This window comes from Winogradskyella sp. (genome assembly GCF_013213835.1).
GTDB lineage: Bacteria > Bacteroidota > Bacteroidia > Flavobacteriales > Flavobacteriaceae > Winogradskyella.
On sequence record NZ_JABSSU010000003.1, the window covers coordinates 448,139 to 462,792 of the forward strand.

Genomic DNA, 14,654 nt, shown 5'->3' on the forward strand with positions numbered 1-14,654 from the left:
TCTATTTCAATCTAAAAAAGATTACCACGTCATATTGTTCCTCGTAATGACATTTCTTATTTTTAAATTATGAAACACATTGTTGTATTAACCGGTGCCGGCATGAGTGCTGAAAGTGGTGTAAAAACCTTTAGAGACCATGATGGTTTATGGGAAGGTCATGATGTGATGCAAGTAGCATCACCAGATGGTTTTAGACAAAACCCTGAGTTGGTATTAGAATTTTATAATCAACGGCGTCGACAGCTGAAAGAAGTTCAACCAAATCAAGCACATAAAGACTTAGCACAATTAGAAAGCACTTACAAAGTCACCATTGTAACTCAAAACGTAGATGATTTGCACGAACGTGCAGGTAGCACTAATGTGGTGCATTTGCATGGCGAACTTAAAAAAGTTCGTAGCACTGGTAATCCTAGAGATGTTAAAGTTTGGACAGAAGACATAAAACTTGGTGATACTTGCGAGAGTGGTTATCAACTAAGACCTCATATTGTTTGGTTTGGTGAAGATGTGCCAATGATCGATAAAGCCGTAGAGATTTGTCTTACTGCAGATATTCTTTTAATAATAGGTACAAGCATGCAAGTATATCCAGCAGCAGGATTAATGCATTATGTAGACGAATCTACACCAATTTATTACATAGATCCTAAACCTGCTACCGTACGCCATCAAAATATAAATGTCATTGCCAAAACAGCAACAGAAGGCTTAAAAGTACTGATCGATATATTGGAGTAATTCTTAAGAAATACTGTATTTTTATACTATGGATTACAAACCATTTTTGGACTATATTAACCACTATATTTCGCTTACCGAAGCGGAAGAAGCACTTTTATTATCTAAGGTTATCCCTAGAAGTTATCTAAAGCACCAATTTATTGTGCAACAAGGTGATGTCTGCAAGAGTGCTAACTTTATTGTGTCTGGTTGTACGAAAATGTTTTATATGGATGCTGACGGACAAGAACATGTGGTAATGTTTGCTATTGAAGATTGGTGGTCTTCTGATTTGGGGAGTTTTATTACCCAATCGCCAGCAGATTATAATGTGCAATGTTTAGAACCTTGTGAAGTCATTCAGTTTACTTATGAGAATCTAGAAGAACTCTATGCCGAAATTCCGAAACTAGAACGTTTATTTAGAAAAATAGTAGAGCGCGCATTTGTAGCCTCACAAAAACGCATTGTTAGAAATTTTAGTCTTAGTGCTAAAGAACGTTACCAATTATTTAGAACTACTTACCCAAAGATAGACCAGCGTGTACCACAATATATGATTGCCTCATACTTAGGAATTACTAAAGAGTTTCTCAGTAAAATAAAACGCGAACTTGCCAAAGCTTAAAAAAGTTAAACTAGATTAACATCATTTTGTATTCTAGTTCATTTTTTCTAAAACCTGTATTTCAGAATTTTGTCTTGTCAAATTAAAATACAATTTACAATCATGAAAAATACAATTAGAAAAACCTTTGCATTATTATTAGTCGCATTTACAACATTTGCCTATGCAACAGAAGACAAAGACAAAAAAGCAGTTAAAACCACAAACAGTACAGTAGTTTGGAAAGGTTATAAAGTAACAGGTTCTCACACAGGTACAATCGCTATTAAATCTGGTGATTTAGAATTTGATGGTGAAACCTTAGTTGGTGGCTCTTTTACTATAGACATGACAAGTATTGTGGTAACGGATTTAGAGGGAGATTCTAAGGCAAGTTTAGAAGGTCACTTAAAATCTGATGATTTCTTTGGCGTAGATAATTACAATACTGCGTCATTAACCTTTACAACCGTAAAGGCTACTGGTAAAAATTCGTATAAAGTTACTGGTGATATTACTATTAAAGGTACAACAGAATCTATTACTTTTGATTTATCAGTATATGGTAATAAGGCCAATGCTACTTTAAAAGTAGACCGTACAAAATTTAATGTAAGATATGGTTCGTCTAGTTTCTTTGACGGATTAAAAGATAAAGTCATCTATGATGAATTTGATTTAGTCGTAGACTTAGAGTTTTAGTAGAAACCCTTGATTAATAGCCCGAAACCGCCTTAAGCAACATGCTTAAGGTGGTTTTATTTTTCAACCCACTTATATTTCCTTATTGGTATTTACTATCTTTAGTGCAACGATGAAGAATTCGTTTGAGTATTTATTACAATAAATGCTTTTACAACACATTAGCTGCTATTAGAAATGGAAGAAACAATTAATAAATTTTGTCCACGGTCTGGAAAACCTGTATCTAAAGATTCACTCACAACATATAGAGGCTTTACAGTTGGATTTTGTAATCCGGGCTGTCGAGATAATTTTGCCAAAAACATAAAGGATAATCCTAATGATTCTAATTACTTTGATATAGTGATTAAAGAAAACCAATTGCTTTAAAATTAATTGACAGGTCATATTAGCTTCTTCAAAAAGATACTACTCATAACCGAGACCGTTGGCAAACATTTGAAATCGATGACTAAAAAAATAATTTGCGTTTGGATTGGAACTTTTGAATCAGAAGATAAACTCTACAAAAACTATCTGAATTTTGACTATGAAAACGAAGATGAGCCTAAATCTGAATTCGGAAAAGATGCTGAATTGGAATATTACGATGAGGATTTCATGGAAAGTTGGTGGTTTAACAAACTTGAATTGAATAAACTGACTGAATATAGAAAAGACCTACTCGACTCTGAATTTTTTTTCGATGAACTTATTGCGGAATTAGAAAATAGAGATGTAACAAATCGGAATTCAATTTTGTTCTTATTCGGAGAAAATGAAGAGCACTTAACAAATGAAATGCTATTTGAATACAACGGAATGAAAATAAATAACAAACCGATTGAATTCGTCTTCCGAAAAGAATATGAACCTAAATAAAAAACGAACGCCTAACAATAGCTATAATTAATTGCTACTACTCACCTATTCCGAAAAATAGTTTAACTTTAGTAGAACGAATCACTTAATAGTTGGAAATACTAACTCAGGTAAACGACGTATTTAAATCAATTAATCAAACACCAAAGGATAATGAAATTAGGAGCATTTTCTGTAAGTCTAAACGTAAAGGACTTAAAAACATCAAGAGCATTTTACGAAGTTTTAGGTTTTACTGTCTTTGCAGGAAATATAGACCAGAACTACCTAATTATGAAAAACGACAAAACACTTATTGGACTTTTTCAAGACATGTTTCAAGGTAATATTCTCACTTTTAATCCGGGTTGGGATGAAAATGCAAACAATTTAGAGGCTTTTGAAGATATTCGTACCATTCAGCAAAAACTAAAACACGCTGGGATAGCGTTAACTACCGAAGTGGACGAAAAGTCACATGGCCCAGCAAGTCTTATGCTCACAGATCCAGATGGAAATGTCATCCTATTAGATCAACACAGGTAAATAAAATCAGTCATAAAACCCCTTATGTTTTCATAAGAAAAATTCGACTTCAATAGTTAAATTTATTGGTAGACCACGAACTAAATCTAATATTCAAATTTAACGCACCGTATTTTTTACGTTTGCGGTGATCTAAACATACTCTTTTTTATCAAAAGTCTATTTTAATTTTTTGATTAACTTTATACAACTTCATTTCTACTAAAATAGAATTACTAAAATCAGTTTGCTTAGTTTAATAAGACTGTAATTCTAACTTAAAGGACAGGATATTCTGAAAGTCACGAACTAAAAATTTATTCTTAGCCTAAAACTTTGTTGGTAATTTAAAGATATGAAAGCCGCTATATTCCTTTGTTTTTTTGCAATAATATTCAGTTGTACTAATGACAAACCAAAGATGGATAATGAAACATCATTAAGGTTTGAAAAAATTAATTATTACAAATACCCTAAACAGGCGAATCAGAAACCATTTAAGTATCGTCTCACTTATTACTTTAATGACAACAGACCACACCGCTGGTTAGAACTTGATTCATTAAAACAAATAGAAACTGAATATATCTATCAATACAATACAGCTAATCTACATATAGGTGCAAAATACCGTGAAGAAGGCGAAGAAGACTATAGTATTGAAATAGTTAGTTTCATAAATGAAACGATCCAGGTTACCGAATGGTTAGATTCTAATGGTGAAGTGTATTATACAATGACAGATTATCTCAATGAAAATGGCAAAACAATACGTGCTGAGTTTAAAGGAGATAAAATTCATGGGTATGATTCTACCTTTTATACATCTCAAGGATTTCCTAAACGTATATTCTTCACTAATATCAAGGGTAAAATCTTTAATGACCGCACGTTTATATATGATTCAATCAACCCATTCGGTGATTGGATAGCTAGAAAAAAAATAATGTCAGACACCATACGCGAGATACAAATTCGGGAGGTATACTATAACAACCATTTTACAACAGAGGACAGCATTTATTATCCCAACCTTATTTCAACGCGTAAAAAATCACAGAACGTTTTCAGTTTTACAGCGGACAAAAAAAGTCTTTTCTTAACAGAAACAGAGGATTGGGATATTCAAAAAGGTAAATTATACACTTATGCCAATGGCTTATATACATTATCTAAAACACCTACATTTTTAGACACTTTATATAATGGAGCCATTTCACCTTCAGGTAATCGTATAATATTCACAAAAAAAAATGATAATATAGAAACCAATTGGCTTATTGAAAATAATGGCACAGATTGGTCTAAACCAGTAAACATTACTCAAAACTCAAATATATCAGGTGGTTATTTTCATTGGCACAATGAAACAGATTTATTTTTTTATACCAAACATGGTAATGGCGATATTGTTCAGGGAAAAATAAACAACAATCAATTGGAAATTACGGATAAGCTAAAAAACTTAAATTCCAATTTGGCAACTGAGTTTAGTCCATATGTGGATAAACAAAAATCATATATAATTTTCACAAGATATTTGAAAGGAGAAGAATCACAACAAGGATTTTTTATTAGTTATAATTCTGGGTCTTATGATCAACCAATATGGGAAAAACCAGAAAAAATAAAGGCGCTTTCTTATGGTTGGAATGCCCGTATAATAAATAACAACAATCAATTTCTTTATACCGATGGTGACAATATAAAAAGCGTACCTGCTGAAAAACTAAATATTAAACTATGAATCCAAGAACAATCTTAGTGACGTTTTTTGTAATATCAGTGTTTCATCAAGCGCTCATTGCCCAGAATACAAATACAACATTTAAAATATTAGAAGGTTATTGGGAAGGTGCTTTTATAAAAAATAATAGTTCTCAGAAGTTTGAGATAAATTTTTTCAAAAATAAAGATCAAATGATGTCGTTTCAAATTATAGAAGAATGGCATCCACAATTTGGGGAATTTGAAATACCGATTGAAATTGATTCTCTTCATAATATAAGCTTTAATACAGGCTACGGAAAAGCTAACCTCAATCTAGATAGAAACGCCTTAGAATTAAATGGAAACATTGAGAACACCTCAACGCCAATCTACTTGCATTTGAAGAAAGCACCTAAGCCGCCACCAAAAAACTATACTACTGTTGCAAAGACTATTGAAAATGATGGTGTAATATTAACTGGTCATATGCACATACCCAAATTAGCCACTAATACTGCTATGATTATAATTGGCGGAAGAGGTTGCTATGCTGGTTCAACCAAATATGACCTTTATGCCAAACTTTTGCGCTCTTATGGAATTACAGTATTAGTTTATAATAAGCGAGGAACAGGAAAATCTACTGGCAATTGTGAAATGGCTACAATTTCAGATTTAGCAAGTGACGTTGTGGCATGGAAACGCTTTTTAGAAAATGAATATCAACAATTTACAAACATTGGCATTTTAGGAAGTAGCGCTGGTGGTTGGGTAATGACTAAGGCACAAGAAGATGGTGCCAATTTCGATTTCATGATTGGCATTGTGGCGCCTTCAACTTCTGTGAAAGAGCAGCAATTACAATCTATGCAATATGGCGCTAATTTTTATAAGTTAAATGAAAATGCAAAAGAACATCTCAAAGCATACACAAACTTAATGTTAGAGGCCAAAGCAACGCAAAAGAATTTTGAACGATTTAAAGAATTACTCAACTACAGCCAAGCAGAAGGATGGCGAGAATTATTAGATGATACAGACATACCTAAAAGTAAGGATGATATTAATAACCTATGGGTAAGAAGACATGATTACGACCCCGAATCTGCACTTCATAATTTCAATAAGCCTTTATTAGCTATTTATGGTGAAATAGATTGGATTGTACCGTTTAAAGAAAATGTAGACGTATTGCATAAGATTTATAAAAATGAGAAGCGTAAACTCCTTAAAACTATTATTGCTTATGATGCCGAGCATGGCACTGAAACAGAAGAAAAGCTCGTGACTTTGACCAATAAAATATCTTATTGGCGCTTTTATCGAATAGCACCAATTGTGCAAATCAGTATTATAGATTTCCTATATGACAACCAATTTATTAAAAGGGATGACTAAAACCATCAAAACCATAGTAGTACTAAGCCAAATTTTTATTTTTATTACGGCTTGTCATCAAAATAAAAAGGACGAAGCTATTGGTATGCCTAGTATATCAAAAATTAAGATAGAACGTTATAGAGTTACAAATGAAAAGAAAGATACCCTTACACTTTCAAGTTATATAATTAAAGAATTTGATTCTTTGGGCAATGAAGTTCGTTCAATTTACTACACCAAAGAAGATTCAATAATGATGCAGTTTGAAAACAGCTATACTCATGGTAATAAAACTAAGGTAACTTGGCGAAACAAAAACAATGTCATTGTACGCTATGTGAATATGACTTACAATAAAGATGGTAAAATAATCAAAAGTGAATCCTTCAAAGCTGATGGTAAATTTGTTGAAGGCTATTTACATCGTTGGAAAGATAATGGCAAAATTGAAGAAAAAGGACCTTTAAATGACAGTATTTTTAGACCTAATTCAATTTATAGTTATACTGATTTTAATGAGTTTGAAACCTTAATAGAATACGATTTAGTCAACGATAGTCTTTATGGTCAATTTCAATGGAAATACACCGAATTTGATTCCAATAAAAATTGGCTAAATAGAGAAGTATATTTTAATGAAAAACTAACAAGTTTAGAAAAAAGAGAAATAAAATATCTTGCAGATTGATGTCATTTACCTCAACAGAAAAGCAAAAAATAGTTTAACTTTAGTCAGCTTAATTTTTACAGTTAATCAATATATAAACTCAAAAGGCCGCGATTAAATGAAATACTTCTCTGCTCGTCTCTATGAAAAAATGCTTAACTGTGCCATTGCTGAAGGCATGGTTGAAGACGATTTTAAAGACTGGAGGACTTCTTTAGAAGAGGCAAAAAAATTAGAAGTCATTTCTGCAGAAGAATTTTTAATTGCACACGAATTACTTGATGATGCGCTTGGTCCAGGATTTAGTGTCCGTGTTGGGCAACAAATGGTAATTGAAGATTATGGTGTATTAGGTCTATCTTGGCGCACGTGCTCTCGAGTGGGCGAAATTTATGAGCGGAGTGAACGTTTTTTTAAACTTCTATCTAACACTTTTGTATGGCAAACACAGATAGAAGGAGACATCTCTCATGTTATTCTTCATAGAGAAGCACATAGAAGAGGTATGGAACTATCTACAGAAGCAAGTCTATCGGCTACGGTTGTTGTTTTACAAGCCATGTCTGATCAAAAAATATTGCCAACTCAAGTCAGTTTTAAGCACAGTGCACCAAAAGATTTATCGAGTTTTCATAAAGCATTTAACTGTCCCATATTATTTGACCAAACTCAATATGCTATAAGCTATAAAACAGAAGATCTTAATTTAAGAACAGCCAAAGCTGATGCTAGTATTAATAATTATTTATTACAACAAGTTGATGAGAAAACAAAAGGCATTAAAATACCAGGCTCAAAATTTGTGCGCGACGTTGAATCTCTAATTAAAGATGCATTGCCTACTGGTATCCCAAGTATTTATCATATTGCCGATCTCACAGCAATGAGCAATCGTACACTCACCAGAAGATTGTCCGAAGCTGGTGTAACCTATAGGGACTTAATTAAAAAAACCCAAGAGTCTATTGCCAAAAATCTTCTCCGTAACACTGAACAAAGTATAGGTGAAATATCCTTTCTCACAGGTTTTTCAGAGCAAAGTGCTTTCAATCGCGCATTTAAGAAATGGACAAACCAAACACCACTAGAATTTAGAAATTCTAACCAGAAATAGCTTTTTGGCGTAAAATGTCAAAACCTTGTCTTTAAGTGTCAAAAATTCCCTTTGAACACTTTGCACCTTTGTATCATCAAATTAATTAACACAATTTAATGATGCTGACACTTGGGAAATTTTTAATAGGACTGATTGGGATACTTCTAGTAAACGTAATTAATAACTACGCTTCAAATGAGCAGTACAACGCATATACTACGGTAGCTAATCTATCAAACGAAACTATTACAGATTCTAAAACAACAGCCTTTCAAGTATTAGACAATAAATGTAACGTTTGCCATCGCAAACGTAATAAAAGATGCGTTTTCACGGCCAACAATATGGATTCTTGGGCTGATCGTATCAATACCCAAGTCTTTGTAAAGAAGCGCATGCCGAAAGGCAAAAATATAAAGCTCACCTCTAGAGAATATAAAGATTTACAAACTTGGATATCATCCACAAAAACTTCAACTCATGGAATTTAAACTAAAATTTATCGTATTTGTATTGGGCCTAGTATTTACTGGTCTAACTGCAGGACTTTGTTTTACTTGGTCTAATGCTGTTACACCTGGTATAGGACGACTTGATAACCTCGAATTCTTAAAAGCTTTTCAAGTCATGAATAGGGCTATCATAAACGGAACATTTCTAACTGTATTTTTCGGTCCTGTTATCCTATTATTTCTTAACACATATCTATTCAGAGATTACAGCACTAGTTTTTGGCTATTTCTAATGGCAGCAGTACTTTTTTTCGTAGGAATAGGTTTAGTAACCATTTTTGGTAATGTCCCTTTAAACGAAGTTTTGGATAAAACGAACCTTGAGATACTTTCAACAGCCGAGTTAGAAACGCTTAGAGAGAAATTTGAAAAGCCTTGGAACCAATTACATACTATTAGAACACTTTCATCAATTAGCGCCTTTTTGCTATTAATTATAGGAATACTCTATTCAAAATAATGCCATTCATCAATCAAAAAACGAACTGTTAATTTAAATCTTAAACATCATGAAAAAATTGAAGATCATAGTTATTGGGATTATAATATGGACTATTGGCGTTAGTATTTACTTACTTTCCTTTCAATTCCCAATTATAAAAAACACAGAATTACAAGCTAATATTTTACTGTCCTTAGGCATATTGCCGGTAGTATGGTTTGGAACAAAAGTATACTACAGAAAGAAAAGTACAACAAAAGGATATTGGTTAGGCTTAGTTTTCTTTTTAATTGCAACTACTCTAGACGCACTAATTACAGTTCCCTTTTTAGTGGCACCATATGGAGGAACGCACTACAGTTTTTTTACTGCTACCGGTTTTTGGCTCATAGGGTTAGAATTCATAGCAACGACAACTGCGTTTTGGTTCATCAAAGTACAAGGTAGAAATAATGCTGTTAAATATTAATGAACGAAATATCTATTTATAAAATTATATAACATGAAGAAAATCATCACAATCGCTGGAAGTAATAGCAAGACCTCTATCAACAAAAGTTTGTTGTTATATACATCGGGCCTATTAGAAGATGTTGAAGTCATTTCGATTGATTTGAACGACTATGAGCTTCCGATTTATGGCGTCGATTTAGAAGCTGAAAATGGTATACCGAAAGCAGCAAAAAAACTAAATGATCTATTAGATCTAGCTGATGGGTTCATCTTATCGCTAGCAGAACATAACGGTACGTATACAGCCGTATTTAAAAATACCTTAGACTGGTTGTCTCGTGCAAATATGAATGTATGGAGAGACAAGCCCGTATTTTTAATGGCGACTTCACCTGGTGGTCGCGGCGGTGCTACTGTATTGCAGGCCGCAGTCAACTACTTTCCGTTTTTAGGTGCTAAAGAAATTACAGATTTTTCATTGCCGAGCTTCTTTGATAATTTCTCAGATGGTAGCGTGTCTAACACAGAATTAAATAAGGATTTGACGCAAAAAGTTCAACTTTTTAAACGACACCTAAATATTCAATAAATCAAATAATAATAAATAATAAAAATTTAAAATCATGAAATCAGAAAACATTTTAGTTATCGGAGGTACAGGAAAAACTGGAAGCCGAGTTGCAAGAAATTTAACAAAACTAGGTCACAACGTGCGTGTTGTAGGGAGAAAAACAGCACCATCTTTTGATTGGGAAAATACTGACACCTACGACGCAGCTTTAAAGGATATGGATAGAGCTTACATTGTATACTATCCAGATTTGGCTGTTCCAGGTTCAAGAGATGCCATTACAACACTAACTAAAAAAGCCTTAGAAGCCGGATTAGAAAAAGTGGTATTACTGTCTGGTAAAGGAGAAACTGAAGCTGAAGCTTGTGAGGATATTGTTGCCAATTCTGGTTTAAATTACACCTTGGTAAGAGCATCCTGGTTCAATCAAAACTTTAGTGAAGGTGCATTCTTAGATTTTGTACAAGAGGGTACAGTGGCACTACCAATGCCTAATGCCGAAATACCATTTGTAGACGCCGATGATATTGCAGACGTTGTGTCTAAAGTTCTTATTGATGATACTTATAACGGACAAACCATAACAGTTACAGGACCTCAAAAAAGAACATTTAAAGAAGTAGTAGATATCATGGCTGAAGCTGCCTCGAAGCACATTCAGTATGTACCAATAACAATAGAAGAATTTAAAGATGGTATGCAAAAAGCAGGATTACCAGATTCTTATGTTTGGCTTTTTGGGTATTTGTTTAAAGAAGTATTAGGTAACCCTGATAACCAGGACGTTTCAAATGATGTTGCTAAAGTGTTAGGCAGACCTGCAAAGGATTTTGAGACCTATGCCCAACAAACAGCTGCTACAGGTATTTGGACTCAAGTCAGCGTTAAATAATTATAATAATTTAATGATGTCATAGCGATTTGAATTAAAATTCAAATCGCTATGACTGCTAAATACAGCATTCATTAATCAATCAATCAATCAAAACTCACAACATGCATTTATTTTTTAAACCTATTATTTTCAGTCTAGTAATATTCATTTCCTTTAGCGCCTTTACTCAAGATAGAAAGACGGAATTGTTTCATAAAATCGATACGTATTTAGAATCAAGCACAAAAAATGGTTTTTCAGGAACAGTATTAGTCGCAATAAAAGGAGAAGTTATTTTATCTAAAGGCTATGGTTGGGCTGATCGAGAAAATAAAATTCCTAATTCACCTTCAACCGTATTTAATATTGGTTCTATAACAAAACAATTTACAGCTTCCGCTATTCTTAAACTTGTAGAACAAGGAAAACTTAAAACATCTGATAAATTAATCACATATTTTCAGCAGGCACCTTCTGACAAGCAAGATATAACCATTCATCAATTGTTAACACACACATCAGGTATTTCTCATAAGACAGGAGGTTTTAGATATAACGAGGCAAGTAAAGAACAATTCTTAGAAGAATTTTTTGAATCAAAATTACAGTCTAAACCCGGAACAGAGCATTTATATGCTAACGCTAATTATATAATGCTAACTGCCATTATTGAAATTGTTTCAGGCCAAACATATAGTTCATTTCTTCATGAATATTTATTTAAGCCAACTCAGTTGGAGAGCACCGGTTATAAAAGTATCCGTTTTATTACAGATAGATTAGCACATGGCTATTACTATAACAGAAATGATGAGCAATGGACAGATTGGGGAACGACTCAACAACACCTTCCATACAATCATAACCATTGGTACAGTATAGGTAAAGGTGATATTCACTCCACCGTTGAGGATTTGTATCAGTGGCACGTCGCTTTAAAAAACAATATAGTTTTAACATCAGAAACCAGATCTCTTCAAGAAACACCATTTGTAGCTGAAAATGATGAGGACACATCATTTTATGGATACGGTTGGGCTATATTTCAAAGTGATAGAAACACTAAAATCGTTACTCATAACGGTAGTAATGGACTATATTTTGCTGATTTTGTAAGATTTATAGATGATGTTGTTGTTGTTATATATATGACAAACGCATTTCTTGGTCGTGAATCAGAATACGTTGCTAAAGAAATTGGTAATATCATTTTTGATGAAAACTACAACCCAACACCAATTTCCAAAAACATTTATGAATTAGTTCATGACTTTATGAAGACTAATCCATCTGAAAATGCGGAAAACTTACCAAAATATTTAAATCAAGCACTTAAAAATGAATTTAACGACCATGCTATACTCAATCGGCTCGGACACGCTAGATTAAAAAAAGAAGATAAACCAGGTTGGGCGTTAGAATTGTTTAAGCTTAATGTAAAGTTATTTCCAAACGATGGAAACTTATGGGATTCACTAGGTGAAGCCTATATCAAGTATAACGAAAAAGAAAAAGCTATAGAATGCTACAAAAAGGCTATTGAATTAGGTTATGAAAGGTCTAACATGACACTGCAAGACATACTGAAAAATAAACTTTTATCTAAAGTAAAGACAACACATTAAAATTTATAATGATAAATGAACAACGTTCTTTATTTTAGAATTTTCTAATCGGAATTTAAATCTCTTTAATTATCTTTGATTTAAATCGGGAATACACTGAATACATCAACATCAAAGACGAAATGAACCAACAGCCATTTGAAGAATTTGAGAACGAACTTACAGATATAGAAGAAGGCAAACTACTTTACCAAATTTGGTTTCAACCTAAAGAAACTTTAAAATACATATTAAAAAACTGCCCAGAAAAGTACATGATTGTTCTATTTATGCTGGGTGGAATTGTCGATGCCATCTCTAGAGCTTCGGACAAAGGTCTTGGAGACTCAAGATCTACACTTTCAGTTTTATTAATAGCCTTTCTATTTGGTGGTATATTCGGTTTAATCACAAATTTTATTTATGCTTGGGCGCTAAGTGTTACAGGACAATGGCTAAAAGGTAAAGCTAATGCCTCAAAATTTAGAACTGTTATTGCATGGTCTTTAGTACCATCAATAGCATCATTATTTCTAATAATACCAGAACTTATAATTTTAGGTGACGATTTATTCAAAAGCGAACCCATTGTTGATACTGCCGTAAACAGTATCGCTTGGTTTATTTTCGGCATTATGGAAATTACCTTAGGAGTATGGACAATAATTATTCTGGTTAAAGGTATAGCTATGGTACAAAACTTTACCATCGGTAAAGCAATTCTCAATATGATTCTCCCCATTTTAATTATCCTAGCACCTTTAATGCTTTTGCTTCTCATAGTATCTATATAAAATGTATAATCAACCTTTTAGATTTATATGAATAAAGCCCTTAAAGAATTTGAATCATCTATAAAGAAAAAACACAGTTTTCATTGGTGGGAACCGAATCATGAAGAAGATTTTAGAACCCATCTTCAGCAGCACATTTTTATTGCAATTGTTCTAAAAACGTTTGAGATTCTAGAATGGGATATCGTATACAAAGATGATACATCTGCCGAAGCTAAAAGACAAGGTGAATGGAATCGCTGGACAGAGAAAATTACTGTTTCTTACCATTATGGTACTGTAAAAGTAAAAAGTGTCTCACTAGGAAATGAAATGTGGGACAATGGCCGAAACTCAAAAAGAGTACGTTTGTTCATTCATGCGTTTAATGAAACTTTAAAAACCTATGATCGTGAGGCTCTAAAAAAACTAGAAGTTGAAATTGAGAAAGCGAATAATTGGGAAGACTATGATATCCCTACAAGCTTACCTCAGTCTCATAAAACAAGATCACCTAAATTGTGGATTCCAATTACCGGTGGCCTTATTTCTGCACTATTGTTAGGTGTTATAATTGCTACACTCACGCTTAATGGTGTTTACATCATGATACTTTTTGAATTTGGTGCAGGATTAACACTTATGTTTATGTTGAATCAGCTCATAAAAATGAGTAATTATACGTTTTATGACCATTTGCATTATATTTTGATTGGAATGATAATCTTAACCTATATCTCAAACCATTTTTTTCAATACCAAATTATAGTGTATAGGTACAATCTTGAACCATTTGGCTTTTGGGATTTTATGAAAGCAAGAATGAATACAGGTTTAGGATTTGATGATTTCAATACTGGTTGGGTAGGTTTATTAGTCAGTTGGGTTTTACAAATGATCTTTACCTACATTATTGCTATTCTAAGACTCTCATCAATGCTAATAAAATACCTCATCAATAGAGTACCAATGGAAGTTGTTGACTTTGCCTATTACCACATGGTGAAAGATAAAAAAGAAGAAGAAATCAGAGCAGAATTAACAAAAATGGGTTGGGATACCATACAAGATCAAAATGAAGTATTCGAAGTTTTCAGCGCTATTGAAGGTGCAAATGAGTTTAGACGTGCCTAAATACCTTTCAATAAATTCTCAAATTCATCCCTATT

17 protein-coding genes are annotated in these 14,654 nt (G+C 33.0%); all 17 read left to right on the plus strand.

Going from position 1 to position 14,654, the window contains the following annotated elements:
* Positions 1–69: 69 nt before the first annotated feature.
* The 17 genes from HRU50_RS04900 to HRU50_RS04980 all read left to right on the plus strand — a co-directional run bounded on the left by HRU50_RS04900 (position 70) and on the right by HRU50_RS04980 (position 14,619).
* Complete coding sequence (locus HRU50_RS04900; protein WP_296348761.1) at positions 70–744, plus strand: NAD-dependent deacylase; 675 nt, start codon at positions 70–72, stop codon at positions 742–744.
* A 28-nt stretch (positions 745–772) separates the two neighbouring features.
* Positions 773–1,354 carry a Crp/Fnr family transcriptional regulator gene (locus tag HRU50_RS04905; protein WP_296348764.1) on the plus strand — a complete coding sequence of 194 codons (582 nt, stop codon included), beginning with the start codon at positions 773–775 and terminating at the stop codon, positions 1,352–1,354.
* Between the two features lie 102 nt (positions 1,355–1,456).
* Positions 1,457–2,035, plus strand: coding sequence for a YceI family protein (locus tag HRU50_RS04910; protein ID WP_296348766.1), 579 nt, complete (start codon positions 1,457–1,459; stop codon positions 2,033–2,035).
* Positions 2,036–2,485: 450 nt separating this feature from the next.
* Positions 2,486–2,899, plus strand: a complete 414-nt coding sequence (locus tag HRU50_RS04915; protein ID WP_296348768.1) for an immunity 22 family protein — start codon at positions 2,486–2,488, stop codon at positions 2,897–2,899.
* Positions 2,900–3,052: 153 nt separating this feature from the next.
* Complete coding sequence (locus tag HRU50_RS04920; protein ID WP_296348769.1) at positions 3,053–3,424, plus strand: VOC family protein; 372 nt, start codon at positions 3,053–3,055, stop codon at positions 3,422–3,424.
* Between the two features lie 334 nt (positions 3,425–3,758).
* Positions 3,759–5,150: a hypothetical protein gene (locus HRU50_RS04925; protein WP_296348771.1), complete on the plus strand. Its 1,392-nt coding sequence runs from the start codon at positions 3,759–3,761 to the stop codon at positions 5,148–5,150.
* Complete coding sequence (locus HRU50_RS04930; RefSeq protein ID WP_296348773.1) at positions 5,147–6,511, plus strand: alpha/beta hydrolase; 1,365 nt, start codon at positions 5,147–5,149, stop codon at positions 6,509–6,511. The genes HRU50_RS04925 and HRU50_RS04930 overlap by 4 nt, the downstream gene beginning before the upstream one ends.
* Positions 6,480–7,181, plus strand: coding sequence for a hypothetical protein (locus HRU50_RS04935; protein ID WP_296348776.1), 702 nt, complete (start codon positions 6,480–6,482; stop codon positions 7,179–7,181). The genes HRU50_RS04930 and HRU50_RS04935 overlap by 32 nt, the downstream gene beginning before the upstream one ends.
* A gap of 97 nt (positions 7,182–7,278) precedes the next feature.
* Positions 7,279–8,274 carry an AraC family transcriptional regulator gene (locus tag HRU50_RS04940; RefSeq protein ID WP_296348778.1) on the plus strand — a complete coding sequence of 332 codons (996 nt, stop codon included), beginning with the start codon at positions 7,279–7,281 and terminating at the stop codon, positions 8,272–8,274.
* A gap of 98 nt (positions 8,275–8,372) precedes the next feature.
* On the plus strand, positions 8,373–8,747 hold the full coding sequence (locus tag HRU50_RS04945) for a hypothetical protein (RefSeq protein ID WP_296348780.1): 375 nt from the start codon (positions 8,373–8,375) through the stop codon (positions 8,745–8,747).
* Positions 8,737–9,228, plus strand: coding sequence for a DUF1772 domain-containing protein (locus tag HRU50_RS04950; protein ID WP_296348782.1), 492 nt, complete (start codon positions 8,737–8,739; stop codon positions 9,226–9,228). Before HRU50_RS04945 ends, HRU50_RS04950 begins: the two co-directional genes overlap by 11 nt.
* 49 nt (positions 9,229–9,277) lie before the next feature.
* Positions 9,278–9,679: a DUF5367 family protein gene (locus HRU50_RS04955; protein ID WP_296348784.1), complete on the plus strand. Its 402-nt coding sequence runs from the start codon at positions 9,278–9,280 to the stop codon at positions 9,677–9,679.
* Between the two features lie 33 nt (positions 9,680–9,712).
* The gene (locus HRU50_RS04960; RefSeq protein WP_296348785.1) at positions 9,713–10,252 is read left to right on the plus strand and encodes an NAD(P)H-dependent oxidoreductase; all 540 of its coding nucleotides are present in this window, start codon (positions 9,713–9,715) and stop codon (positions 10,250–10,252) included.
* A gap of 34 nt (positions 10,253–10,286) precedes the next feature.
* The gene (locus HRU50_RS04965; protein ID WP_296348787.1) at positions 10,287–11,126 is read left to right on the plus strand and encodes an NmrA family NAD(P)-binding protein; all 840 of its coding nucleotides are present in this window, start codon (positions 10,287–10,289) and stop codon (positions 11,124–11,126) included.
* 104 nt (positions 11,127–11,230) lie between these two features.
* Positions 11,231–12,733, plus strand: a complete 1,503-nt coding sequence (locus HRU50_RS04970) for a serine hydrolase (protein WP_296348788.1) — start codon at positions 11,231–11,233, stop codon at positions 12,731–12,733.
* Positions 12,734–12,855: 122 nt separating this feature from the next.
* Entirely contained in the window at positions 12,856–13,506 is a 651-nt protein-coding gene (locus tag HRU50_RS04975; RefSeq protein WP_296348791.1) for a YIP1 family protein, read from the plus strand.
* 27 nt (positions 13,507–13,533) lie between these two features.
* Positions 13,534–14,619: a hypothetical protein gene (locus tag HRU50_RS04980; protein WP_296348793.1), complete on the plus strand. Its 1,086-nt coding sequence runs from the start codon at positions 13,534–13,536 to the stop codon at positions 14,617–14,619.
* Positions 14,620–14,654 lie beyond the last annotated feature (35 nt).

Bases quoted from the DNA above. Each gene is read 5' to 3' on its own strand.
- HRU50_RS04980 (WP_296348793.1), top strand. From the start codon at position 13,534: ATGAATAAAGCCCTTAAAGAATTTGAATCATCTATAAAGAAAAAACAC.
- HRU50_RS04945 (WP_296348780.1), top strand. From the start codon at position 8,373: ATGATGCTGACACTTGGGAAATTTTTAATAGGACTGATTGGGATACTT.
- HRU50_RS04935 (WP_296348776.1), top strand. From the start codon at position 6,480: ATGACAACCAATTTATTAAAAGGGATGACTAAAACCATCAAAACCATA.
- HRU50_RS04955 (WP_296348784.1), top strand. From the start codon at position 9,278: ATGAAAAAATTGAAGATCATAGTTATTGGGATTATAATATGGACTATT.
- HRU50_RS04950 (WP_296348782.1), top strand. From the start codon at position 8,737: ATGGAATTTAAACTAAAATTTATCGTATTTGTATTGGGCCTAGTATTT.
- HRU50_RS04905 (WP_296348764.1), top strand. From the start codon at position 773: ATGGATTACAAACCATTTTTGGACTATATTAACCACTATATTTCGCTT.
- HRU50_RS04940 (WP_296348778.1), top strand. From the start codon at position 7,279: ATGAAATACTTCTCTGCTCGTCTCTATGAAAAAATGCTTAACTGTGCC.
- HRU50_RS04975 (WP_296348791.1), top strand. From the start codon at position 12,856: ATGAACCAACAGCCATTTGAAGAATTTGAGAACGAACTTACAGATATA.
- HRU50_RS04900 (WP_296348761.1), top strand. From the start codon at position 70: ATGAAACACATTGTTGTATTAACCGGTGCCGGCATGAGTGCTGAAAGT.
- HRU50_RS04920 (WP_296348769.1), top strand. From the start codon at position 3,053: ATGAAATTAGGAGCATTTTCTGTAAGTCTAAACGTAAAGGACTTAAAA.
- HRU50_RS04965 (WP_296348787.1), top strand. From the start codon at position 10,287: ATGAAATCAGAAAACATTTTAGTTATCGGAGGTACAGGAAAAACTGGA.
- HRU50_RS04910 (WP_296348766.1), top strand. From the start codon at position 1,457: ATGAAAAATACAATTAGAAAAACCTTTGCATTATTATTAGTCGCATTT.
- HRU50_RS04930 (WP_296348773.1), top strand. From the start codon at position 5,147: ATGAATCCAAGAACAATCTTAGTGACGTTTTTTGTAATATCAGTGTTT.
- HRU50_RS04915 (WP_296348768.1), top strand. From the start codon at position 2,486: ATGACTAAAAAAATAATTTGCGTTTGGATTGGAACTTTTGAATCAGAA.
- HRU50_RS04925 (WP_296348771.1), top strand. From the start codon at position 3,759: ATGAAAGCCGCTATATTCCTTTGTTTTTTTGCAATAATATTCAGTTGT.
- HRU50_RS04960 (WP_296348785.1), top strand. From the start codon at position 9,713: ATGAAGAAAATCATCACAATCGCTGGAAGTAATAGCAAGACCTCTATC.
- HRU50_RS04970 (WP_296348788.1), top strand. From the start codon at position 11,231: ATGCATTTATTTTTTAAACCTATTATTTTCAGTCTAGTAATATTCATT.